Raw genomic sequence first — 21,877 nt, forward strand, 5'->3', positions numbered from 1 at the left:
ACATGCTCCCAATATCCCGCATTTGTATATTAATACCCACTATTTGAACTGCTTAAAATACATTTTCTTAATAAGGTACATCTGAAACAGTATAAGAGAAAAAGCCATTATCAACACAAAAGATGTTGTATCTGAAAATTGAAGTTTTGAAACAATATCTAAATTACTAAAATCTATTTTTTTGACAACTCCCAGGTGTTCTAAGAATGTAGACCGATCAGAAAACTTAATTAGTATTACGGTAATTGCCGTTAGCAAAGATGCTATAATATACCATCCCCACTTTTTAATCAATGGTGTATAGGCATATTGTTGCTCTTTCTGTATACTCAGCATAACACGATTCATAAAACCAGCTGAAGGCTTTTCTAAACCAGAGTCTTGGATCATCCTTCTTGTAATAGCTTCTAATTTTTTTTCTTCCTCAATACTCATACTGATCTTTTTAAAAATTCAACCTCATTTTTCAATAACTTGAAAAGCTTTTTTCTACTTCTGAACAACCGCACTTTTATATTCTCAAGTGAAATATCAACCACCTCTGTAATTTCTCTTAAAGATAACTCTTCAAAATAATATAACAAGATTAAAACCTGTTCCTCCGAAGGCAATTTTTCTACCGCGGCTTTAATAATTGCCGATCGCTCCTTACCTTCAATATAATTTAGCGTAGTTTCTACGCTTTCCAATTCCCCCTCAGATATCTCATCCACAACCATATCACCTAAGCTCTTCTTATTGGCCTTTAGTCTATCCAAACTTGTATTATAAACAATACGGTATAACCACGAACTAAACTTTGCTTCACCTTTAAACTTAGGCAGTGAATGATAACATTTAACAAAGGCGTCCTGAGCAGCATCTTCAGCTTCTTCTCGATTTCTCAATAACTTAAAAGCAATTGAAAAAACCATATCCTGGTATTTTTCTACCAGGTTTGAAAATGCAAGGGTATCCCCTTGTAAGGTTTTCTCAATATAATTATGGTCGGTTAGGTTAGTCATTTGGATATATGACTTTAAAAATATGGAAATGGTTACACTTTATACTGAAAAAAATTTTTAAGATTTTTTGTAACCAAACCGAAACTAATAAAGTCTTACCAACAAACGAGTTCATTCTCGATCAAAAACAATTAACCAAAATTAAATTCACTATGGAAGTAGTTATCTTTTTCGGCCTTCTTTTTGCCACTGTCTTTGGAATGTATTACTTATTCATTACTGCAAGAAACAAAGAGCGCATGTCACTAATTGAAAAAGGAGCGGATGCATCAATTTTTTACAGCGCTAAAAAACGAATCACGCCAATGTGGAAAATCATTGTGATCAATATCGGATGTTTATTTACTGGGATTGGAACAGGAATCATTTCTGCACACTCTCTAACACATGTTCTTAGCCCATATAACGAAGCCGTTTTGGTTCTTGGATGCACCTTTATCTTTGGAGGACTTGGACTTTTAGCCGGTTTTAAAATTGCGCAAAAACTAGAATAACAATCTTCATTTTCTTTTCCAATCATTGTAAGGAATTTAGTTATCTTAAGACCTACTAAACAAATTCGTTTATTATGAAAGTCTTAAAACTAGGTTCCTTATTTTTTACTTTATTATTTACCATAAGTTGCCAGGCTGTAACTAAAAAAGACCAAACCTCTTCTTTAAAAGATTTGGAACCCCAACCACAAATCGATCAAAATATGCAAAAGGCATATTTCGCCAGTGGTTGCTTCTGGTGTGTAGAAGCTATTTTTGAAAGTATTGACGGTGTTAAGGAAGTGGTTAGCGGCTATTCCGGCGGAAAAACTAAAAACCCAACCTACTACGATATTAGTCGCGGAAATACGGGGCATGCAGAGGCAGTAGAAATCTATTATAATCCTGATAAAGTCTCATTTGAGCAGTTAGTGCAGGCTTTTTTCGAATCTCACGACCCAACCGCACTAAACAGGCAAGGACCCGATGTCGGCACACAATACCGATCTATTGCATTTTATCAAAATGACAAACAAAAAGAAATCATAGAAAAATATATTCAAAGATTGGAAACGAGTGGAAAATACCTAAAACCAATTGTAACAGAGGTTATTCCCTTTGAAAAGTTTTGGCCCGCTGAAGACTACCACCAGGACTATGAAGCCAAAAATCCTAATAATCCTTATATAAAGAATGTATCAGTTCCGAGATTGAATAGATTTAAGGAACAATGTCCATTTCTTTTAAAAAAAGAAACCAACAATAAGCATTAATTACTGTACCTCTATATCACTATAGGTAGCAACTATATTTACTGTTTTATATCCGTTCTTTTTAGCACGGTAACCTTTTACCATCTTGGAGTTATAGTTATTAGAAACATCCAGGACCATATCCTTAGGGTAAACAATACTGGAATCTGTAGCATTACAATAAAAATCAAACGCGGTTTTAGGTAAATTGACAATGGCATCTGAATTATCCAGAATAATTGAAAGATTTTTAAAACTTGGATTGACATTGGCTATCAAAAGATCTCCAAAACTTCCATTGATAATCGCATCTTTGGAGATAGTTCCTATAACGACATCCGATGATTTTGAAGACAGCTTTACACTCTTAACATTTTTCAAATCTACATTTTTCACATAGTTTAAATTAAGCTCTCCGTAATTCCAGTGATCAACTACAATTGGAGAATACGACGCTTTAATAAACGTCTGCTCACCATCTACCTGGTAGGCATGCAACCTTGTATGAGACAAGGTTGCATTTATATTCTTTGTGGCGTCAGCTATTTTTACTTCACCATGCCTTACATTCATTTTAAGCTTAGCCCCTTTAGGCATTTTGATCTTGATCGTTTTTTTCACTTTCAAATTCTCGTTACCGCCTTTGGATCTGATAAAATAAGTATTCGCATCACCGTTTGAACGTACTCTTGTCCCTTCCCATTCTATGATGGCTTCCCTACGCGCTTTTTCAGCTTCAGACCTTTCCTTTGCTATCTCTTTCCTGCGAATCACAATTTCCTTTCTCGCCTCTTCGCGAACTTTTGCGATTTCATGACGATGTTTTTCAATTTCCTCTTGCATCTTCTCTCTATCCACCTTCATCTTTTCCCTATCCTCCTGGTAACGTTTCATATCCTCTTTCCAGGCCTCTAGGTTTTCCTTAAAATCCTTATCAAAGTTCTTATTAAACTCTTTTTTCCAGGCTTTCAAATACTTATCCCCATCTTTTTTATATGCTTCATAATCAAACTCCAAATCACTCATATTCATTGGCATAGGCGGCATCGGAGGCATTGCGGGCATTCTGAAAGAAAAAGCCTGTACTTCCGGCATCTCAGGCATCTCAGGCATTTCTGGTAATTCCGGAATTCTAAATTCAAACTCCTGATCATCACTAAAAACCATAACATTACCAGATGCAAAATGAATAGCCGGCTGGGTAGAAATCGTAATCTCGCTACTATTTCCTTTAGCCTCAAAACTCCAGTTTTTAAATATTTTATCTGCCTCTTCTTTCGAAACTCCTTCGACCTCTATGGTACCAATTACCTCTACAGTATTTTTGTCCCAGGTTTCAAATTCAACATCAGTATAACTGGTGTTAATGTTAATGGACACTTCTGGATTAACATTAAAGCTTTCTTTGAAATCTTTAGCCTGCTTTTGTGAATACGTAACGAATGCTGTTAGAGTAAAAGCAGCTAGAAAAAATTTACACTTGTTGGTCATTAAACTTTTCATTTTTAGCTTGTTTAAGTTCTTCTAATTTATCCTTCAATCGATACAACAATTGTAACCTTAATTGTAAATTATCTATTAACGCAGATACTGTCTGTTCGTTTGGCCCAACTTCATTGAGCTCTTCTGTAAGTTTTTGATATTCCGAATTCAACTCCTCTAATCGATTCATATAACCATCAAACAATTGCTGGTTCTCCTCGGTGATTTCAACCTCTGCCAACTCGACATTAATATTGGCTATATAATAGTTTTCTATCTTTTTTAGATCTGGAGATATATCACCCAAAGTAATTTTGTCATTCGTATTATCCGACTTTTCAGGAACATTAACCACCTGAGACGCTACAGTATCTGACGAATCATAAAAAATAGTCCCTAAACTTAAAAGCAATAGCAATGATGCTGCAATTTTTAAAAACAAATAAGTACTATTTCGCTTCTTCTTTGGCAATTGCTCATCAAGCATCTCCATAAAACGCTTTTCATGATTTTCCGGCATTTTATGAGGTTTAAAGCTTTCGTTGTTTTTGAATAAATCTCTAAGATCTTGTGCCATAACGTTTGTCTTTTAACAATTCTCTTAATTGATTTTTACCTCTCAATAATTGTGTTCGCGATGCTGTTTGGGTGATGTCAAGAATTTCTGAAATTTCTGCATGATCATACCCCTCAATCAAATAAAGCATAACAACATATTTGTATTTTTCAGGCAAATTTTCAATGGCCGATTTAACCTCCTCTATACTCACCTGGTCATCCACTTTCCAATCATTTTCATCTACGACATTTAATATGTTTTCATCAAGCGCTAAATAATACTGGTGCTTACGTTTCAAAAAATCAATACATTTATTTACTACGATCTTTTTCAACCATGCACCAAAGGTTACTTCAGCTTTAAATTGGTCAATTTTTTGAAAAGCACGTATAAAAGCTTCCTGCGTAACATCTTGTGCGTCATCTACGTTTTTTAAATATCGCATCGACACACAGAACATGGCATCACAATACTGCTTGTAAAGCTGCATCTGTGCTTTCCTGTCGTTCTTTTTACATTTCTCAACGAGATCAATTTGAAACATGCCGGCTTGTTTCGGTTTGGTTTTGGTTACAATTGTTGTTCATCTTAAAGACGAGTAAAACCTACCAGTGTTGCAAAAAGATAATATTTTTTTAATTTCGATGAAATTTTTTAATTTGATACAACAACATACAATCGCCAACGAGCACCTGAAATTAGTAACGATTAACCATGGTGCTTCAGTTCAAAAACTTTTTTTTAAAGACGTAAATAATCAAGAAATAAATGTCGTTTTAGGATTCAAAAATCCAGACGATTATTTAAACAACCCCGCGTTTATTGGTAATAGTATTGGAAGATATGCCGGTAGACTTAAAAAGGGATTCACTATTAATGGCGATTATTATCCATTGTACCACGAGGAAGGTGTTCACTTACATGGTGGTAAAGAAGGCTTTTCAGCAAAAAACTGGGAGGTTGAAGAAATAAAAAACGGCGAAAATCCCTTTATCAAATATACCTATTACAGTAAGGATGGTGAAGAAGGTTACCCTGGTAATTTAAAAGTTTCTGTTACCTATAAATTAAATGGAAAGTCTTTTATTATTTTTTATGAAGCTGAAACCGACAAAACCACACACCTCAATCTTACCAACCATAATTATTACAACCTGAATGGAAAAGGTTCAGTGCGCAATCATTGCCTAAAGGTAAATACCAATCAATTTCTTGAATTTACACCCGATAAGTTACCTTCTGGTAACATTTTAAATACAACTGGAACTCCTTACGATTTTTCCAAAGAAGAAAAATTGATGGATAAAAAGGATTTTAAAGGGGTTGACAATTGTTTTCTTATAAACAATCCAGAACCTGTGGCAACACTCTATTCTGAATCGACAGGAATTGAAATGAAGGTTAAAACGAACCAACCTGCTATTGTTATTTATACACCTCAAAATCTTCCTGCAGGCAATTATAACAATTCATTTTCAGAATTCTCGTCTATATGCTTTGAAGCCCAAGGGTATCCAGATGCACCAAATCAACCTGAATTTCCTTCAACTTTATTAAAAAAAGGTGAAAAGTATACGAATCATAGTATCTTTGAGTTTGATATTAGATCATGACAAAACCAAAGAAGAAATCGGCATTATCAGAAAAAGAAGGTGTTTCTAACCCTGAAAACATCAGTGATAATTCCATTTCTAAACTGAAACATAAAAGAAAAAAACAACCTACACCTGAAGAACTTTCGGCTGCTATTATTAGCGGTGATAAAGTTGCCTTAAGTAGGGCAATTACATTAATCGAAAGCACCAATCCCGATCACACTCAAAAAGCGAACAAAATTATTGAAGCATGTTTGCCCTACGCTAACAACTCTGTAAGGCTAGGAATAACTGGTGTTCCTGGGGTAGGTAAAAGTACTTTTATCGAAAGTTTTGGTTCTTACCTCACTACCAAAGGCAAAAAAGTGGCTGTCTTGGCAGTAGACCCTAGTAGTTCAATTTCAAAAGGTAGTATTCTGGGTGATAAGACACGGATGGAAGAACTGGTTAAAAACGAAAATGCTTTCATACGTCCTTCTCCATCTGGAGATTCTCTTGGAGGGGTTGCTCGTAAAACAAGAGAAACAATTATTCTTTGTGAGGCATGCGGTTTTGACACTATCATCATTGAAACTGTAGGAGTTGGGCAAAGCGAAACGGCTGTACATAGTATGGTAGACTTCTTCTTGCTTTTAAAACTTGCAGGCGCAGGCGATGAATTACAGGGAATAAAACGAGGTATAATGGAAATGGCCGATGCCATACTGATTAATAAAGCTGATGGAGATAATATCGGCAGGGCAAAACAAGCCAAAATTGAGTTTACAAGAGCACTTCACCTATACCCCCCAAAAGAAAATGGGTGGATCCCCAAAGTACTTACAGCTTCTGCCATTGAAAATAAAGGTATCGAAAAGACTTGGCAATTGATAGTAAAGTTTATCAATCATTCACAAAGTAACGATTCTTTCAACAGGAAAAGAGCACAACAAAACAAACAATGGCTACTTCAAACAATTAATGAACGCCTGAAATCAAGTTTTTATAACCACCCGACAATTAAAGAGCGTCTTAAAAACCAATTAGATTTATTGGAAAACAACAAAGTTTCTCCATTCGCTGCCGCAGAATACTTATTCAAAATATATATTCAAGAGTAAGATGTGCCTACCTTCCCGAAAAATGATACATTTGCATATTAATGCAACAAATTAATGAGTTACGAATTTACTATCATTGTCCCGGTTTATAACGAAGAAGAAAACCTGGAACGAGTAGAAAAAGAACTTTCCGATTATATAGCCAAGTCAACCAAAAAGACCAAGGTTCTTTTTGTTAACGACGGCTCCAAAGACAATAGCCAAAAATTAATAGAACTAATTTGTCAACGCAGTCCCGATTTCTCTTATTTACTATTTGAAGAAAATAGAGGTCTGAGTGCTGCAATCAAGGCAGGGTTTGACTTTGCGGACACCGAATTGGTGGGCTATATTGATTCTGACCTTCAAACAGCTCCTGACGATTTTAATTTGCTGTTAGAAGAAATCGAAGAATTTGATTTAGTCACAGGAGTAAGAGCCGATAGAAAAGATTCCTTCGTTAAAAATATGTCTTCAACCATTGCAAATAGCATCAGACGTGCATTCACACACGATGGAATGGATGATACCGGTTGCCCGTTAAAAGTAATCAAAACGGATTATGCTAAGCGTATCCCTATGTTTAAGGGACTTCATAGATTTTTACCTGCTATGATTTTACTTCAAAATGGAAAAATCAAACAAGTTCCTGTGAGACACTTCCCAAGAATGGCCGGCACTGCCAAATTTGGTTTATGGAATCGTCTTCTAGGACCACTGATGGATTGTTTCGCTTATCTGTGGATGAAGAAAAAATACATTAATTATAGCGTTGCTAAACGAGGTTAATGGAAGACTGGATTATATACTCCATAGGCTTTGTCGCCCAAATGCTGTTTTCCGGGAGAATGATTTTACAATGGATCTTATCCGAAAAACATCAAAAAATTCTAACGCCAAGATTATTTTGGCAATTAAGTCTACTCGCCTCTTTCCTACTTTTTGTCTATGGATGGTTAAGAGACGATTTTGCAATTATTTTAGGACAGGTTCTTACCTACTTTATTTACATCCGAAATATGCAACTTCAGGGAGAATGGACAAAATTCCCTAGACTATTTCGTATTTTTTTATGGTTTTTCCCATTAATTATTGTCATCTACGGTTATAACAATAATGCTTATGACCTTAATGATTTCTTTAAGAATGATGACATCCCCTTGTGGCTATTAACATTAGGAAGTGTTGCCCAAATTGTATTTATGTTTAGATTTATATATCAATGGATTTATAGTGAAAGACGTAAAGAATCAACCCTACCGAAAGGATTCTGGATACTAAGCTTAGCAGGTGCCATACTCATATTAATTTATGCTGTTTTAAGGAAAGACCCCGTTCTCTTAGTAGGACACCTGGCAGGAACATTTATTTATACTAGAAACTTATTTATCTTAAAAAAAGAAAATGCTCAACGCACTGAAAAATAACTACCCCATACTAATCCTGTTAGTATGTGCTTCCATATTCTTTTCTCATTTGGGAACTTTGTATATCAATATCATGGAAGCGAGAAATTTTATTACAGCTCGTGAAATCATTAATAATAATGAATGGCTTTTAACAACCATGAATGGCTTACCACGCTATGAAAAGCCACCCTTGCCTACATGGTTAACAGCTATAACAGGGAGTATTTTTGGAATGAAAAGCTTATTTGGCTTAAGATTACCTGCTGCCCTGATAGTTACTTTCTTAATCTGGATGTGTTACGAACTAGGCATAAAGATTCATAATAATAAAAGATTAAGCTTTATTACCAGCTTAATCTTAGCATCTTCTTTTTATATTATTTTTTCAGGTAGAAACGGGCAATGGGATATTTTTACCCACGGATTCATGATCGCAGCTATCTATTATCTTTTCCTGCTATTTCAGCAAAAAAATAAAGTCTGGATTCATACAGTTCTGGCAAGTCTTTTTTTCGGAGCTTCCTTTTTAAGTAAGGGACCGGTTTCTCCTTATGCTTTATGGCTGCCATTTATAATTGCCTATGGCATTGCATACAAATTTACCGGAATTAAAAATAAAATAGGTCCCATAATGGTTTTCCTGCTCATCGGGCTAGGATTGGGAGCTTCCTGGTTTATTTATGTTCGTTTAGCAGATCCTGAAGCATTTTTAGCCATTACTACAGAAGAAACTGCTAATTGGAGTAGTTACAATGTAAGACCATTCTATTATTATTGGAGCTTCTTTACCCAAAGTGGAATTTGGACAATCCCCTCGTTTATAGCATTATTATATCCTTACTTGAAAAACAAAGTAAGCAACCCCAAAGCATATAAACTTAGCTTCTGGTGGACCATAAGCGCTGTTATACTCTTATCAATAATTCCGGAAAAAAAGTCGAGATATTTACTCCCGGTTCTTATTCCTATGGCAATGAATACGGCCTTTTACATCGAATACTTAATCAATCACTTTAAAGAGTTAAAAAACAAAAAAGAAACCTATCCTGTTTATTTCAATTTTGGATTAATAGCCCTTATCGGATTGGCTTTCCCAATCGGGGGATATGTACTTTTCAATGACAAATTAGAAGGGTCAATGTGGCTATATTTTATTACCACATCAGTCCTGCTCTTCACCATAGGTTTGTTTATCTTAAAAGGGTTAAAACAAAAAAACATCAGCAATGTTTTCCTTTTAACCATTGGTTTTATCATGACCATAATGACTTTTGGTTTTCCAATCTCAAAAGTCTTTAATACCAATACTTCATTTAAAAATGTAGATACCCTTGCTGCCTCTTCAAACTATCAGAACTTAAACATCTATTCCTTTGGAGAACTTGCCCCGGAAATGGTATGGCTTTATGGAAGAGAGGTACCCAGACTTGACGTTAATGGAATGATTAATACCCCTACAAAAAATAACTTCGGTGTATTGGTCACCCTTAAAAAAGAGGACTTATTTAAAGATCATTTCTCTGAATTTTTTGATGTTAAACTCATAGATACATATGACGTAAATTATACCGCCTCTCCCGATCAAAAGAAACATAAGAGTAGGCTTGTTGCCAACTATTATATTCTAACTGCTAAAACTTCGGGTAATAGTTTATAATTAAAATTATTATTAGCTTTAACCCCTCAATAACACACATAAAATGAATCAACTTACAAGAACCGATAAAATTGGATATTTATTCTTGATTTTCGTATTTATCCTTTCACTTTATTTTGGCTTTACCAATCCAGATTATTTTAATAACAATTTTGCCGTGGAAGACGGGGCCGTAGAGTATGGAACAGCATTCATGCTTTTATCCATAAGTATTTTATGTCTCTATAGACTCTTTCTATTAGGTGGATCAAAACCAGCTTTATGGAAAATAGGAGTATTATTTTTTGCCATATTGTTCTTCTTTGGCGCAGGTGAGGAAGTCTCTTGGGGTCAAAGAATCTTTGGAATTGAATCCAGTGATTTTTTCCTTGAAAATAACGCTCAAAAAGAAACCAATCTACACAATCTCGTAGTAAGTGGTAAAAAAGTTAATAAAATTGTGTTCAGCCAGCTACTAATGCTTGCTATGGTAACTTACTTATTGATCGTTCCTTTTATATATCGTAAAAAAGAATGGGTGAAAAACATCACTAAAAAATTCGCGGTTCCTGTTGTAAAATGGCATCACACGATCGCTTTTATAAGCAGTACTATTTTAGTTACTTTGATTCCTGCGAGCAGAAAATGGGAAGTATACGAATTGGCGTTTGGTGTTATCTTTTTACTTATTTTTCTTAATCCACTCAATAACATTTTATTTAAGCGTAGTTAAGCTTTAATGTAAGCTTTAAATAGAGAGATTGAAAGATCCATCCCATCAATAACCCTATACTAATCCCAGTTATCACATCCAGGGGATAATGCACACCAATATATATTCTGCTATAGGCTACTATAATAGCCCATATAAGCAGAAAAGGCGGCAACCATTTCATGATATCCTTAAAAAGTAAACTAAAGAAAGTAGCCACAGCAAATGAATTTGCCGCGTGAGCAGAGAAATATCCAAATTTACCACCGCAACTCGCTTTAACTAATCTCATGTAAGCGTTTATATCTTCATCATGACAAGGTCGTAACCTTTCTACTCCATACTTAAACAAATTAGCTAATTGGTCTGTTGCTGCTATCATTAACGCTACACCTATTAAGATCAGGAGTGTTTTTTTCCACCTAAAACGCCAGATACTAAAGCCCAGTAATGCAACATACAGAGGTATCGATGAAAACTTATTGGTCATAAACAACCAAAATCCATCCCATTCAGGTGACCCTAAATTGTTTAAATACAAAAATAACTGTTGATCAAGGTGAACTAGTTTATCAAACATAACGGAAGTCAAAATCAGGTTTTAGGATTAATCTTCGTAACGACTTATTTCTCTGTCGTAGAATTCAGATGCCGCTTCAATCAAACTCCCCATTTCAGATTGCAAATCTTGTTCGTCGTCTTTACTGAATTCCTCAAACCATTCTACCTCATCATTGATAAGATTTATAATAAATCTCGGGTATTCTGTATGAATAACAAATATATCATCAGGATGATCTGTATTATCCCCCATTAAAAATCTAGGTAGTTCCATATAACTTCATTTTATGATAATCAAAAGTACAATCTATTTATCAATAGAAGGAGTTGAAACTGACTTTATTTGGCTCGATTCAAATTCGGATTTTAAAATCAGTTTTTTTGTAAGATAGTTAAACCTTATATACAATAAGATGGCTGCTATAGTCAGTCCAGCCAACAAACCAATCCAAATTCCCATTCCACCCAGATCTGTCTTTAATCCAAGATAGTACGAAATTGGAAAACCTATGATCCAGTAAGCCACAAAAGTTATAGCAGTCGGAATTTTAACGTCTTGTAATCCTCTTAAGGCACCCAAGACAGCAATCTGAATACCGTCCGATATTTGAAATATAGCCGCAATGAGCAATAATTCAGAAGCAATCGATATTACCTCAAAATTGTCAACTTGATTTAACAGATCATTTTCATCCAGATATATGGTAGGTAACCAATCCCTCAGTAACGTAAAACCAGTTGCAAACACCACATCAATAAAGAAGGTTAATAAAAATATAGAGAAAGCAATCCTTCGCAAATCTCTGAACCGCTTTAAGCCCTTCTGGTTCCCAACCCGAATCATGGAGGCTACACTTAAGCCTGTAGCTACCATATATGTCATACTCGAAAGGTTTAACGCGATTTGGTTCGCCGCTTGAGGATTTTTCCCTAGCACGCCACTTAACCATACTGCTGCAGTAAAAACAGCAACCTCAAACAACATTTGCATGGAAGAAGGCAACCCTAAATTCAAAATCTTTTTAATAGTACGCTTATGAAGAACCTTGAAATTGAAGTTGGTAATATAGGGGCTGCACTTATCATTCTTTTTAAGCAACCACCACAAATACAGAACCATTAAAATCCGAGAAACTAAGGTCCCAATAGCAGCACCAATAATTCCTAATTTTGGAAAACCAAAATGACCGAAAATCAATAGATAATTAAGAGTAATATTAACAATATTGGCTACAAGGGTAGCATACATAGGGTATTTAGTCTTGGATAATCCATCCGAAAATTGTTTCAAGGCCTGAAAAATAATAAGAGGCACCAAAGAGAAGGCGACCAAATCAAGGTAAGGCATTGCCAACTCAACAACTTCCCCAGGCTGATCCATTAAATACATTAGGGGTTTTGCAGGTAAAAGAAGTAGAAACAATATGATTCCTAGACTGGTACATAAGTACAAACCATGCTTAAAAGCCGATCTACCTCCCTGAATGTCTCCTGAAGCATCTGCTTCCGCTATCAAAGGTGTTATGGCCGTAGAAAATCCAATTCCCAAAGACATTGCAATAAAAATAAAACTATTCCCCAAAGATACTGCAGCCAATTCAGCAGTACCAAGCTGCCCCACCATGATATTATCAGCGAAAGCAACAAAGGTATGTCCTAGCATTCCAAGCATTACCGGAGATGCCAATTTTAAATTATAAGCAAACTCTTTTGTGTATTCTTTTAACATGAAGTACTGAAATTGAGTGCGCAAAGATAGAAAAAGCCCTCTGTATAGAATGCATCTATAATTGTAAAATAACCTTAATAAAGTACCATAGACCTGATTTTTAGAAGAATCCAGCCTTAATTAATTAAATTAAAGTTCATCAAAAATAACCCTTATGAACCCATCAGACATAATAGCCTTCATTTGGATTGGATGTTTAATCGCAATGCTAATGATCGTTAAATTTTCAAAAAAGTGAATCATTAATTCATGATCAAAGGATCCTTTGATCACCTTATATAAAAGTGAACATGACAGTTATTAAATTTTAATAACTGCCTACAATTTCTTTGCCTCTTCCCAAAATACATCCATCTCCGCTAAGGTCATATCCTTTAAAGACTTTGATAATTCCTTCGACTTTTTTTCTAAATATTGAAAGCGCTTGATAAATTTTTTATTCGTGCGCTCCAAAGCATTTTCAGGATTGATCTTAAGAAATCTGGCATAATTAATCATACTAAACATAACATCTCCAAATTCAGCTTCTATTTGATCCTGATTACCTACCTTTATCTCATTCTGAAACTCATTAAGCTCTTCTTGCAACTTTTCCCATACTTGTTCTGGCTCCTCCCAGTCAAAACCAACACCTGCAACTTTATCCTGAATTCTATTAGCCTTTACCAATGCCGGTAAACTTATAGGAACCCCCTCCAGAACACTCTCTTTTCCTTCCTTCAGTTTTAGATTCTCCCAATTTTTCTTCACCTCTTCTTCATCTTTCACTTCAACATCTCCATAAATATGCGGATGCCTGTCAATCAACTTGTCACAAATCGAGTTTGCAACATCAGCGATATCAAAACTGTCTTTTTCGCTCCCTATTTTGGCATAGAACACTATATGAAGCAAAACATCTCCCAATTCCTTTTTTACCTCTTCAAGATCATTATCTAAAATCGCATCACCTAATTCATAGGTTTCTTCAATGGTCAGATGTCTTAATGTTTGCATAGTCTGCTTTCTATCCCACGGACATTGTTCCCGCAACTCATCCATTATAGTTAATAACCGATCGAAAGCTTGTAATTGTTTTTCTCTTGAATTCATATTTGAAGTTTTACACGAACAAAAATACAATTCGATATATTCTTAGGCTCACTAAAAAGAACCTTTATTTAACTGCATATCACGAAGAAGCTAAAAAAGCATTCCGTTTATAATCCCTGTATGAATCCCATCGTCTTTTGGCTTCTGCATATTTCGGAAATGCAGCACCTTTTTTTCTATTGACCATAGCAATCTCATAACTGATTTTCCATATGGAAAGCATATCCTTCCAACCTTGATAAAGTTTATACTCAGGATCGTAAATATGAGTAGGCTCTGCGCCTATTCCATTTACTTCCAGCACTTTGAATTCCCTACCCAGTAATAAATCTTCAATAGACCTGGTTCTAATATCGAACCTTCCAAAATAGAATCCATTCATGGACTTACATAATTCATCAAATACTTGCTGAAGATTCTCTGTTATAAGATGGTTTCCATTTATGAACTTTGTACCCCTATTGTGATTTCCTATAGCTTCTAACAAGATTGTCTTCCCTTTTGGTATAACGGTACCCCATTCCGCTCTAAATTTTTCCTCTAGTTTGTCCTTTTGCAAATACGCTCTGGAATTAGTATATACAAGCTCTTGAAATGTTCTTTGACCATCTCCATGGAGTGATAAAAAATCTTTTAACGTTACTGAAGGAATACTTCCTGAGATGTTATTGGGTAATCGGTAATAAAAAACTCCAATTTCAATTGGGTAATCAATATACTCCTGAATGACATAATTAATATTAGCATTCTTCAGCTTTTCTTTAAGCTCACTTTGATTATCAATTTTAGATACTAAAAGACCTCGATAGCCAATATCTGGTTTTAATACAATGGGAAATGAAATTTGTTCTTCCCCCATCATTCCATATACTTCCTCAAAACTTGATTCAGGTCTTACTAAAATGGTTTTAGGAACAAATTCACGTGGCACTAATTTTAAGGTCTTATACTTAGAATCGCTTAATATAAACCCTTCGATTCCCGGATTTGTATTTAAAAAGAAGAAAAGACTCCTTGCCTTTATAGCCAGCCAAAAATGCTGTATAAATACCGGAACATACAAGATCCACATCGGCCAGTATTCCCAGCTTTTTATTTTTATTGTAAATGTGTTCTTTTTAAACAGGCTTGCCATCTTGTATTATTTTTTTAATAACCCCAATAGCTTATCCTTTCTTAATACCAAAACAACTATGGAGCATAACAAAGTGATTAGAGCCAGAGAAAACAATACCCCTCCATCATGATTATAATTTACACCAATTACAAAAATGTGAGAAAAAACAGCTCCAAGCATGATCCCTATACCTAAAATGGCACCTAAATGAGAAGTCTTTGGAAGAATTAAAAATATAACCGTTAATAATTCAATTATTCCAAGTCCAATCCTACCAAAAGGCTCTGCACCTAGTTGTTCAAACAACATCACACTATCCGGGTGACCTGTAAACTTAAAATACAATGTCTGTAATAAAATAACAGCTGCAATCCAGGCTGCTATTCGCTCTATGTAAAATTTTTTATTGTTCATGACTAAAAACTTTTTCACGATAGATTAAGTCACTTTCTCCATTCTTAACGATGACCTGAGTAGTACTTACGGTTTTTACATGAGGTAGATCCAGCACAAATAAATTATCTGCTTCCACTCCATGTAACCTAAGCAAGTTTTCAGCAGTTGATTGGTTATTCTTTAAAAAACTCTCAAAGTATTTCAATTTTTCAAGGTGAGCTTCATCATTATACAATGTGCTCGAAGACCATAAATGACTTTTAGAATTATCCAATTCCTGAATACGCTTCTCCTTACCATCCCAAACCAACACCAATAAATTCTCATCGTCCACTAAGACTAAAGTAAAAGGTTCAATATTATGGAAATTTGATTCTTTAATAAAACCCCAAAAAGAATCCGCTTCAAAGGCTTCAAAAACAATTTGTCCACGGCTTTTACGATAAGGCAACTCTCGCTTATGTTTCACAAAACCACCATTCATTATACACGCAGTTTTATATGCTCCGTCAGTAGCGATCCAGGTTCCTCCTTTTTCCGCATCAATTGGAGCTGTAACTTTAATTCCACCCTTTAAAAGCTTTTGCTGGGGAGAAAAAGTTTTCCGTTTTGGACTCTCGTCTCGGTTAGATGTTAATATATAACCTGAATGTTTTGGTATAAAACTTACTGTGCACATATCTTTTGATTCCTAATGGTTGAAGCAGCCACGCCAAAATTATCATCAATTCCCTCAATCCCTAATGCCTTCATTCCAATTTTAATAATAGCCATATGGTGAACAGCATGTTCTATATTATACAGAAGCTCTCGAAAATAAGTTGTTTGCAATGAAATACACTCTTTTTCTTCAGACTCACAATAGTCTGCCTCCAAAGTAATCTGAAAATCCCCTTTTTCCTCACAAACTACCTGTAAAATAGTTTCAATTTGAGCTAAACAGACTTTAATTCTTGTCTCTATAGAGATATCTCTACTTCTTAAATCATAATTCAAGATTTTGGAATTCTTACTTGCTATCAAACATTGGTAAAACTCTAAAACGTGTCTTACATGCATCCCTATGGTTGAATTATTTAAAACTTCCATAGGTTTTACATACTGATCTTCTGATAAAAGAGATATTTGATTTTTAAGCTTGGTTAGGTTTTGGCAGGTGGCTTTAATAATCATAGTTATATTTTACATATATATAGACGTTGTTTTTTCATTTCCTTACGTTCATAAATTTAATAAAAAAGAAAAACCCTCAACAATGTGAGGGTTTTTAAATGCTAATATTTTGGAAATTATTTACTCTGCCTGATCTTCTGAAGTCTCTTCTTCAACCTCTTCAAAGTCTGTTAGACCCTTTCCTTGTAAAATGTTATACCACATGATAACTTTCTTAATATCGCTGGCATAAACTCTGTCTTCATCGTATTCGGGTAGAATTTCAAAAAAGTACTCCTCGAGCTTAATTTTATCATCTTTATGACTTATTGAAGTCGCAGATCCATTTTCTTTCTCCTGAATTTTCTTAAAGACTTCTCTCAATGGAATTTCCTCTGTAGTAGTGTAAATAGCTATTTCAGAAAGTAAGCTTACATTATTTCTTAATCCTACAGTTATTTTTTTTCCATCAACCAACGACTCAGCTACAAATCCTGTTCTGGTTTGGGTTTTCAATTCATACAAACCCGGCTTGCCTGATATTGACAATATTTTATCTAAACTCATACTCATTATTTTTTACGACGCAAATATGGATTCTTTCGGTTTTATATCAAAAAAATTAACGGCCTTTTTTAGCTAGCGGAAAACGCATTTTATAATCCACTTTAACTTTCCCTTTGGCTATATTCGCCAACTTCCCTTTGATCAAACGCTTTTTTAATGATGACAACTTATCGGTAAACAGAATACCATCTATATGATCGTATTCATGCTGGATTACCCTGGCTGCTAAACCACTAAATGTCTCGACGTGCTTCTCAAAATTCTCATCGTAATATTCCATGGTTACAGTTTCATTACGAGTAACGTCCTCACGAACATCAGGAATTGACAAACAGCCCTCATTAAAAGCCCATTCTGATCCGGTTTCTTCTACAATTTTAGCATTGATAAATACCTTTTTAAACTCCTTAAGTTCATTTTGCTCTTCTTCGGTTAAATCATCATCTTCAGCAAAAGGAGAAGCATCTACAATAAATAAACGTATCGATAACCCTATTTGAGGAGCTGCCAACCCAACGCCATATGCATTGTACATCGTCTCAAACATATTTGCAATAAGCTCTTCAAGAGCTGGATAATCTTTAGCTATATCTGTTGCTTCCTGCTTTAGTACCGGATCTCCATATGCTCTAATAGGTATAATCATCTTTTTTCATTTTAAGGTGCAAAAGTACATTAATTTTTTACTTTAAAAACTCGCAAAATGCTTTAACGATAAACTTAAATGGTATATTTTAAGAATGACTCGCTAAATAATCTTGTAAAATAATGGTAGCACTGATTTCATCGATCAAACCCTTATTTTTACGTACTTTTTTCTTTTGTTTGGTATCCAATAAACTCTGAAATGCCATCTTTGAAGTAAATCGCTCATCAATTCTACTTACCGGTATTTCCGGTAAAACATTTTTAAGCTTCACCAAAAACTTTTCGATTTTTGATTCGACCTCTGAGGCTTCATTATGCAACCTTTTAGGTTCTCCCACCACGATGAGTTCAACTTTTTCTTTTGACAAATAATCCGTTAAAAAAGATAAAAGTTCAGAAGTTTCAACCGTTGTTAAACCTGAAGCAATTAATTTTAGCTCATCAGTCACAGCAATTCCCGTTCTTTTTGTTCCATAATCTAAAGCCAATATTCTTGCCATACCTTTCATTTTTAGCAAAAATACGGTATAAAATGTTATACCTGTAAATTTGAAAGGTTATTTGGCGAGAAGAAATTATCTTTGTTGAAAATTTATTTTAAATGAAAGAATTGCAAGATATCATAGAAAAAGCCTGGGATAACAGAGACTTACTTAAAGAAGAAACCACGACTTCTGCTATTAGAAAAGTAGTTTCGCTTTTAGATGAAGGAGAACTGCGTGTTGCAGAGCCTACAAACGATGGTTGGCAAGTGAATGAATGGGTGAAAAAAGCGGTGGTTTTATACTTCCCTATACAAAAAATGGAAACTATTGAAGCTGGTCCTTTAGAGTTTCACGATAAAATCCCTTTAAAGAAAAATTATGCCGAAAAAGGAATACGAGTAGTACCTCATGCCGTTGCAAGACATGGTGCTTACATCTCATCTGGTGTTATCATGATGCCAAGTTATGTAAACATTGGAGCTTATGTGGATGAAGGCACGATGGTAGACACTTGGGCTACCGTAGGAAGCTGTGCTCAGATTGGTAAAAATGTACACCTTAGTGGAGGTGTAGGTATTGGAGGTGTTTTAGAACCTTTACAAGCAGCACCGGTTATAATTGAAGATAATGCTTTTATCGGATCCAGATGTATTGTTGTTGAAGGTGTTCGAGTGGAATCAGAAGCTGTTTTAGGAGCTAACGTGGTTTTGACTGCATCGACAAAAATTATTGACGTTACCGGTGAAGAACCAATTGAAATGAAAGGTAGAGTGCCTGCAAGATCCGTTGTGATCCCTGGTAGTTATACCAAGAAATTTGCCGCGGGAGAGTATCAGGTTCCTTGCGCTTTGATTATTGGCAAAAGAAAGCCTAGTACAGATAAGAAAACATCGTTAAACAATGCACTTCGTGAATACGACGTAGCTGTATAATTAATGATTTTAGAATAAATAAAAAGAGCCTCCTGATGGAGGCTCTTTTTATTTAGCTCTTTTTTCAATTCCATATGGCGTCCAGGGTTGTTTAGAGTCTCTCGTATGCTTACGAATCGCATTGTTCTTATCAATAGACTCCTGATTCTTATAACCTCTTTTATGATCGAGATGTACACAGACAGCACTATAACGTATTTGTTTAGACTTTATACCGTAGTTAAACAAACGCTCTCCAAGCTCCCTGTCTTGTCCTCCATACTGCATGCGTTCATCCATACCATTAACCGCCAAAATATCTTTTTTCCAACCCGATGAATTATGACCGTTCCAACTGGCATTGGTAGGGGTTATAAAGTTTAAGAATTTTGATTTATTCCCGCTGGCCGTAAGCTTGTTATTTTTAAAGGTAGATTTAATACCATTTTCTTTCAGCCACTCCATATCGAAACACCTGCCCGTAAGTATATCCTCTTTGGTAATCATTTTGGAAATATCCATTGGCAACTTATAATACCCTCCAGATAAAAAATACCCTTCTTCCTTATAGCGATCGTGAACCTCTAAAAAATCTGCTCTGGGAATACAGTCACCATCACTCATTAAAATATAATTCCCTCGACTTGCTACAATTGCTTTATTTAATATTCTGGATTTTTGAAAACCGTCGTCTTCCTGCCAAACATGAACTATTGGATACTTTACCTCTTTCTGCATCTTTTCCAATAATTCCCTCGTTTTTGGGCCCGATCCGTCGTCGGCAATTACCACTTCAAAATTTTCAAGAGTCTGCGTTTGATATCCCCACAAGACCTTTTCAAGCCATGCCTCAGCGTTATAAGTACTTATGATAACGGAAATGCTTATTTCATTCATCTACCTTAATATTTTGGTATACAAAAGTATAAATGATAATTTATATATCTTTGCACGAATGAAATAAAAATCCCCCCTTATCTCATGTTCAAAAGAATAATGCTTGGTGCTGCAAAAAAATTAAAGTTTCTTCCAGCGGATACGTACGCTAAAATTCATTATGAATATTACACGGGTAAAAGACTCGATTTAGCAAACCCTAAAGAATTTAATGAAAAAATCCAATGGATTAAAACTTACTACAGACTCCCCATACTTAATAAATTGGTAGATAAGTATGCGGTACGGGACTATGTTGAAAAAACCATCGGAAAAGAATATCTTAACGATTGTCTGGGTGTCTATAACAAAGTTAGCGAAATAGACTTCAATGCCCTCCCTGATCAATTTGTTCTTAAAGGTGTACACGGATGTAATTACAACCTTATCGTTAAAGACAAAAAGAGGCTAAATATACCTAAAGCTAAACTTAAAATCCATAAATGGCTCAATCAGAATTACTACTATAAAAGCGGTCAGGAATGGGCTTATAAAGACATTAAGCCAAGAATCATTTGTGAAAAATACCTGTGTGAATTGAATAATGATTCATTGAACGATTATAAATTATATTGCTTTAATGGAAAAGTTAAATTGATACAAGTTGACCTGGATCGATACAATAATTTCACTAGGGCCTTTTATGACGTTGAATGGAACAAACAACCATTCACAAAAGGCACACATTGCACGCCTCTCGACAAATCAATTGAAAAACCAAAAGCGCTGGCAAAAATGATTCAACTGGCTGAAAAATTAGGAAAAAACTTTCCTTTTGTTCGAATCGACATGTATGCGCTGGAAGAAAAGATTATTTTTGGAGAAATGACTTTTTACCCCGGAGATGGAAGGATTGAATTCAGCCCTGATTCCTACAATAAAAAAATTGGAGACTGGATAGAGTTACCAGAATTGATCGGCGGACAAACTTGTATTAAAAAAGTGAAAAACCAAAAGGAAATACAATATTCGATTTAAAAAAGTTTTCTATGCTTCAATCTGAAATTGAAAAATCACTGGAAGTTTTAAATAAAGGTGGACTCATACTATATCCCACTGATACCGTTTGGGGTATAGGCTGTGATGCTACGAATCCGGAAGCTGTTAAAAAAGTATACGACCTGAAACAGCGGGAAGACTCTAAAGCACTCATTTGTTTGGTTTCAGATACCAGAATGTTGGCAAAATATATTTACGAAGTTCCGGAAGTGGCTTATCAACTGTTAGATGCCTCTGACAAACCCACTACAATCATCTATGACAACCCCATTAATGTTGCTGGTAATTTGGTAGCTTCTGACAATACACTTGCGATACGGGTCGCTTCGGATGAGTTTTGCCAAAGAATGGTCAGACAGTTTAAACGTCCATTAGTTTCTACTTCCGCTAACATTAGTGGATACCCTACTCCACAATCCTTTTCAGAAATAAATCAGGAAATTTTAAAAGGTGTTGACTATGTAGTAAATTTGCACCGCGATAAAAAATGTAACAAACCCTCCACCATTATCAAAATTGGAAATGATGGGGTGTTTAAAATTATCCGTAAATAATAAAGTTGGATTTTTAAAATCCTCTTTAA

General features: G+C 35.0%; 28 protein-coding genes. 11 read left to right on the top strand and 17 right to left on the bottom strand.

All coding sequences use genetic code 11. From position 1 onward, the window contains the following. Positions 1-39 precede the first annotated feature (39 nt). Together P278_RS08505 and P278_RS08510 are read right to left on the bottom strand one after the other, a co-directional pair. Positions 40-435 carry a hypothetical protein gene (locus tag P278_RS08505; RefSeq protein WP_038264969.1) on the bottom strand — a complete coding sequence of 132 codons (396 nt, stop codon included), beginning with the start codon at positions 433-435 and terminating at the stop codon, positions 40-42. Beyond that, positions 432-1,004, bottom strand: a complete 573-nt coding sequence (locus P278_RS08510) for an RNA polymerase sigma factor (RefSeq protein WP_038264972.1) — start codon at positions 1,002-1,004, stop codon at positions 432-434. Before P278_RS08510 ends, P278_RS08505 begins: the two co-directional genes overlap by 4 nt. Positions 1,005-1,156: 152 nt before the next feature. On the opposite strand from P278_RS08510, the gene P278_RS08515 reads away from it, so the two are divergent. Together P278_RS08515 and msrA are read left to right on the top strand one after the other, a co-directional pair. Next, the gene (locus P278_RS08515; RefSeq protein ID WP_038265525.1) at positions 1,157-1,498 is read left to right on the top strand and encodes a DUF6249 domain-containing protein; all 342 of its coding nucleotides are present in this window, start codon (positions 1,157-1,159) and stop codon (positions 1,496-1,498) included. A gap of 74 nt (positions 1,499-1,572) precedes the next feature. Next, complete coding sequence (gene msrA, locus P278_RS08520) at positions 1,573-2,250, top strand: peptide-methionine (S)-S-oxide reductase MsrA (protein WP_038264975.1); 678 nt, start codon at positions 1,573-1,575, stop codon at positions 2,248-2,250. Here msrA and P278_RS08525 read toward each other — a convergent pair whose 3' ends face one another. From P278_RS08525 to P278_RS08535, 3 genes are read right to left on the bottom strand one after another with little or no spacing between them, the layout of a single operon-like run. Next, positions 2,251-3,732 (bottom strand): DDRGK domain-containing protein, encoded by a 1,482-nt coding sequence (locus tag P278_RS08525; protein ID WP_038264978.1) that lies wholly within the window; start codon positions 3,730-3,732, stop codon positions 2,251-2,253. Continuing rightward, a complete protein-coding gene (locus P278_RS08530; RefSeq protein WP_038264981.1) occupies positions 3,704-4,288 on the bottom strand; it encodes a hypothetical protein in 585 nt (194 codons plus the stop codon). The genes P278_RS08525 and P278_RS08530 overlap by 29 nt, the downstream gene beginning before the upstream one ends. Beyond that, a complete protein-coding gene (locus P278_RS08535) occupies positions 4,272-4,814 on the bottom strand; it encodes an RNA polymerase sigma factor (RefSeq protein WP_038264983.1) in 543 nt (180 codons plus the stop codon). Before P278_RS08535 ends, P278_RS08530 begins: the two co-directional genes overlap by 17 nt. Before the next feature lie 100 nt (positions 4,815-4,914). Between P278_RS08535 and P278_RS08540 the strand changes: the two genes are divergently transcribed. Genes P278_RS08540 through P278_RS08565 form a run of 6 tightly spaced genes read left to right on the top strand, consistent with a single transcriptional unit; the run spans position 4,915 to position 10,722 of the window. Beyond that, positions 4,915-5,883: an aldose epimerase family protein gene (locus tag P278_RS08540; RefSeq protein WP_051413476.1), complete on the top strand. Its 969-nt coding sequence runs from the start codon at positions 4,915-4,917 to the stop codon at positions 5,881-5,883. Beyond that, positions 5,880-6,965 (top strand): methylmalonyl Co-A mutase-associated GTPase MeaB, encoded by a 1,086-nt coding sequence (gene meaB, locus P278_RS08545; protein WP_038264986.1) that lies wholly within the window; start codon positions 5,880-5,882, stop codon positions 6,963-6,965. Before P278_RS08540 ends, meaB begins: the two co-directional genes overlap by 4 nt. A 54-nt stretch (positions 6,966-7,019) precedes the next feature. Then, the gene (locus tag P278_RS08550) at positions 7,020-7,733 is read left to right on the top strand and encodes a glycosyltransferase family 2 protein (protein WP_038264989.1); all 714 of its coding nucleotides are present in this window, start codon (positions 7,020-7,022) and stop codon (positions 7,731-7,733) included. Then, positions 7,733-8,371, top strand: a complete 639-nt coding sequence (locus tag P278_RS08555; RefSeq protein ID WP_038264991.1) for a lipid-A-disaccharide synthase N-terminal domain-containing protein — start codon at positions 7,733-7,735, stop codon at positions 8,369-8,371. Before P278_RS08550 ends, P278_RS08555 begins: the two co-directional genes overlap by 1 nt. Then, positions 8,349-10,010: an ArnT family glycosyltransferase gene (locus P278_RS08560; RefSeq protein ID WP_038264992.1), complete on the top strand. Its 1,662-nt coding sequence runs from the start codon at positions 8,349-8,351 to the stop codon at positions 10,008-10,010. The genes P278_RS08555 and P278_RS08560 overlap by 23 nt, the downstream gene beginning before the upstream one ends. A 43-nt stretch (positions 10,011-10,053) precedes the next feature. Further along, on the top strand, positions 10,054-10,722 hold the full coding sequence (locus tag P278_RS08565; RefSeq protein ID WP_038264994.1) for a hypothetical protein: 669 nt from the start codon (positions 10,054-10,056) through the stop codon (positions 10,720-10,722). Here P278_RS08565 and P278_RS08570 read toward each other — a convergent pair. The 11 genes from P278_RS08570 to ruvX all read right to left on the bottom strand — a co-directional run bounded on the left by P278_RS08570 (position 10,709) and on the right by ruvX (position 18,463). Beyond that, positions 10,709-11,281: a phosphatase PAP2 family protein gene (locus P278_RS08570; protein ID WP_038264996.1), complete on the bottom strand. Its 573-nt coding sequence runs from the start codon at positions 11,279-11,281 to the stop codon at positions 10,709-10,711. The two genes, P278_RS08565 and P278_RS08570, sit on opposite strands and share 14 nt — an antisense overlap. 27 nt (positions 11,282-11,308) lie before the next feature. Then, positions 11,309-11,536 (bottom strand): hypothetical protein, encoded by a 228-nt coding sequence (locus P278_RS08575; RefSeq protein WP_038264998.1) that lies wholly within the window; start codon positions 11,534-11,536, stop codon positions 11,309-11,311. A gap of 33 nt (positions 11,537-11,569) precedes the next feature. After that, the gene (locus tag P278_RS08580; protein WP_051413477.1) at positions 11,570-12,991 is read right to left on the bottom strand and encodes an MATE family efflux transporter; all 1,422 of its coding nucleotides are present in this window, start codon (positions 12,989-12,991) and stop codon (positions 11,570-11,572) included. A 318-nt stretch (positions 12,992-13,309) separates the two neighbouring features. Further along, positions 13,310-14,083, bottom strand: a complete 774-nt coding sequence (mazG, locus tag P278_RS08585; protein WP_038265001.1) for a nucleoside triphosphate pyrophosphohydrolase — start codon at positions 14,081-14,083, stop codon at positions 13,310-13,312. 79 nt (positions 14,084-14,162) lie between these two features. Then, a complete protein-coding gene (locus P278_RS08590) occupies positions 14,163-15,218 on the bottom strand; it encodes an ATP-grasp domain-containing protein (protein WP_051413478.1) in 1,056 nt (351 codons plus the stop codon). Between the two features lie 6 nt (positions 15,219-15,224). Continuing rightward, entirely contained in the window at positions 15,225-15,614 is a 390-nt protein-coding gene (locus P278_RS08595) for a DoxX family protein (RefSeq protein ID WP_051413479.1), read from the bottom strand. Next, entirely contained in the window at positions 15,604-16,275 is a 672-nt protein-coding gene (locus tag P278_RS08600) for an NRDE family protein (protein ID WP_051413480.1), read from the bottom strand. The genes P278_RS08595 and P278_RS08600 overlap by 11 nt, the downstream gene beginning before the upstream one ends. Continuing rightward, positions 16,263-16,769 (bottom strand): hypothetical protein, encoded by a 507-nt coding sequence (locus tag P278_RS08605; RefSeq protein ID WP_038265004.1) that lies wholly within the window; start codon positions 16,767-16,769, stop codon positions 16,263-16,265. The genes P278_RS08600 and P278_RS08605 overlap by 13 nt, the downstream gene beginning before the upstream one ends. 120 nt (positions 16,770-16,889) lie before the next feature. Continuing rightward, positions 16,890-17,315, bottom strand: coding sequence for a DUF5606 family protein (locus P278_RS08610; RefSeq protein ID WP_038265007.1), 426 nt, complete (start codon positions 17,313-17,315; stop codon positions 16,890-16,892). 55 nt (positions 17,316-17,370) lie between these two features. Continuing rightward, the gene (gene def / locus P278_RS08615; RefSeq protein WP_038265010.1) at positions 17,371-17,961 is read right to left on the bottom strand and encodes a peptide deformylase; all 591 of its coding nucleotides are present in this window, start codon (positions 17,959-17,961) and stop codon (positions 17,371-17,373) included. A gap of 88 nt (positions 17,962-18,049) precedes the next feature. Then, positions 18,050-18,463 carry a Holliday junction resolvase RuvX gene (gene ruvX / locus P278_RS08620; RefSeq protein ID WP_038265541.1) on the bottom strand — a complete coding sequence of 138 codons (414 nt, stop codon included), beginning with the start codon at positions 18,461-18,463 and terminating at the stop codon, positions 18,050-18,052. Between the two features lie 101 nt (positions 18,464-18,564). Between ruvX and P278_RS08625 the strand changes: the two genes are divergently transcribed. Beyond that, a complete protein-coding gene (locus P278_RS08625; protein ID WP_038265013.1) occupies positions 18,565-19,380 on the top strand; it encodes a 2,3,4,5-tetrahydropyridine-2,6-dicarboxylate N-succinyltransferase in 816 nt (271 codons plus the stop codon). A 48-nt stretch (positions 19,381-19,428) separates the two neighbouring features. On the opposite strand, the gene P278_RS08630 is transcribed toward P278_RS08625, so the two are convergent. Then, the gene (locus P278_RS08630; protein ID WP_038265015.1) at positions 19,429-20,256 is read right to left on the bottom strand and encodes a glycosyltransferase family 2 protein; all 828 of its coding nucleotides are present in this window, start codon (positions 20,254-20,256) and stop codon (positions 19,429-19,431) included. 84 nt (positions 20,257-20,340) lie between these two features. Between P278_RS08630 and P278_RS08635 the strand changes: the two genes are divergently transcribed. After that, complete coding sequence (locus tag P278_RS08635; protein WP_038265017.1) at positions 20,341-21,273, top strand: ATP-grasp fold amidoligase family protein; 933 nt, start codon at positions 20,341-20,343, stop codon at positions 21,271-21,273. 11 nt (positions 21,274-21,284) lie between these two features. Further along, on the top strand, positions 21,285-21,848 hold the full coding sequence (locus tag P278_RS08640) for an L-threonylcarbamoyladenylate synthase (RefSeq protein WP_038265019.1): 564 nt from the start codon (positions 21,285-21,287) through the stop codon (positions 21,846-21,848). Positions 21,849-21,877: the final 29 nt, after the last annotated feature.

Source organism: Zhouia amylolytica AD3 (assembly GCF_000511935.2).
GTDB lineage: Bacteria > Bacteroidota > Bacteroidia > Flavobacteriales > Flavobacteriaceae > Zhouia > Zhouia amylolytica.

Excerpts from the sequence above, each read along its gene's own strand:
- ruvX (WP_038265541.1), bottom strand. The coding sequence starts at position 18,463 with ATGGCAAGAATATTGGCTTTAGATTATGGAACAAAAAGAACGGGAATT.
- P278_RS08580 (WP_051413477.1), bottom strand. The coding sequence starts at position 12,991 with ATGTTAAAAGAATACACAAAAGAGTTTGCTTATAATTTAAAATTGGCA.
- P278_RS08555 (WP_038264991.1), top strand. The coding sequence starts at position 7,733 with ATGGAAGACTGGATTATATACTCCATAGGCTTTGTCGCCCAAATGCTG.
- P278_RS08640 (WP_038265019.1), top strand. The coding sequence starts at position 21,285 with ATGCTTCAATCTGAAATTGAAAAATCACTGGAAGTTTTAAATAAAGGT.
- P278_RS08635 (WP_038265017.1), top strand. The coding sequence starts at position 20,341 with ATGTTCAAAAGAATAATGCTTGGTGCTGCAAAAAAATTAAAGTTTCTT.
- P278_RS08595 (WP_051413479.1), bottom strand. The coding sequence starts at position 15,614 with ATGAACAATAAAAAATTTTACATAGAGCGAATAGCAGCCTGGATTGCA.
- P278_RS08605 (WP_038265004.1), bottom strand. The coding sequence starts at position 16,769 with ATGATTATTAAAGCCACCTGCCAAAACCTAACCAAGCTTAAAAATCAA.
- P278_RS08505 (WP_038264969.1), bottom strand. The coding sequence starts at position 435 with ATGAGTATTGAGGAAGAAAAAAAATTAGAAGCTATTACAAGAAGGATG.
- meaB (WP_038264986.1), top strand. The coding sequence starts at position 5,880 with ATGACAAAACCAAAGAAGAAATCGGCATTATCAGAAAAAGAAGGTGTT.
- mazG (WP_038265001.1), bottom strand. The coding sequence starts at position 14,083 with ATGAATTCAAGAGAAAAACAATTACAAGCTTTCGATCGGTTATTAACT.
- P278_RS08570 (WP_038264996.1), bottom strand. The coding sequence starts at position 11,281 with ATGTTTGATAAACTAGTTCACCTTGATCAACAGTTATTTTTGTATTTA.
- P278_RS08610 (WP_038265007.1), bottom strand. The coding sequence starts at position 17,315 with ATGAGTTTAGATAAAATATTGTCAATATCAGGCAAGCCGGGTTTGTAT.
- P278_RS08600 (WP_051413480.1), bottom strand. The coding sequence starts at position 16,275 with ATGTGCACAGTAAGTTTTATACCAAAACATTCAGGTTATATATTAACA.
- def (WP_038265010.1), bottom strand. The coding sequence starts at position 17,961 with ATGATTATACCTATTAGAGCATATGGAGATCCGGTACTAAAGCAGGAA.
- P278_RS08565 (WP_038264994.1), top strand. The coding sequence starts at position 10,054 with ATGAATCAACTTACAAGAACCGATAAAATTGGATATTTATTCTTGATT.
- P278_RS08510 (WP_038264972.1), bottom strand. The coding sequence starts at position 1,004 with ATGACTAACCTAACCGACCATAATTATATTGAGAAAACCTTACAAGGG.
- P278_RS08575 (WP_038264998.1), bottom strand. The coding sequence starts at position 11,536 with ATGGAACTACCTAGATTTTTAATGGGGGATAATACAGATCATCCTGAT.
- P278_RS08630 (WP_038265015.1), bottom strand. The coding sequence starts at position 20,256 with ATGAATGAAATAAGCATTTCCGTTATCATAAGTACTTATAACGCTGAG.
- P278_RS08560 (WP_038264992.1), top strand. The coding sequence starts at position 8,349 with ATGCTCAACGCACTGAAAAATAACTACCCCATACTAATCCTGTTAGTA.
- msrA (WP_038264975.1), top strand. The coding sequence starts at position 1,573 with ATGAAAGTCTTAAAACTAGGTTCCTTATTTTTTACTTTATTATTTACC.
- P278_RS08625 (WP_038265013.1), top strand. The coding sequence starts at position 18,565 with ATGAAAGAATTGCAAGATATCATAGAAAAAGCCTGGGATAACAGAGAC.
- P278_RS08530 (WP_038264981.1), bottom strand. The coding sequence starts at position 4,288 with ATGGCACAAGATCTTAGAGATTTATTCAAAAACAACGAAAGCTTTAAA.
- P278_RS08540 (WP_051413476.1), top strand. The coding sequence starts at position 4,915 with ATGAAATTTTTTAATTTGATACAACAACATACAATCGCCAACGAGCAC.
- P278_RS08550 (WP_038264989.1), top strand. The coding sequence starts at position 7,020 with ATGAGTTACGAATTTACTATCATTGTCCCGGTTTATAACGAAGAAGAA.
- P278_RS08590 (WP_051413478.1), bottom strand. The coding sequence starts at position 15,218 with ATGGCAAGCCTGTTTAAAAAGAACACATTTACAATAAAAATAAAAAGC.
- P278_RS08515 (WP_038265525.1), top strand. The coding sequence starts at position 1,157 with ATGGAAGTAGTTATCTTTTTCGGCCTTCTTTTTGCCACTGTCTTTGGA.
- P278_RS08525 (WP_038264978.1), bottom strand. The coding sequence starts at position 3,732 with ATGAAAAGTTTAATGACCAACAAGTGTAAATTTTTTCTAGCTGCTTTT.
- P278_RS08535 (WP_038264983.1), bottom strand. The coding sequence starts at position 4,814 with ATGTTTCAAATTGATCTCGTTGAGAAATGTAAAAAGAACGACAGGAAA.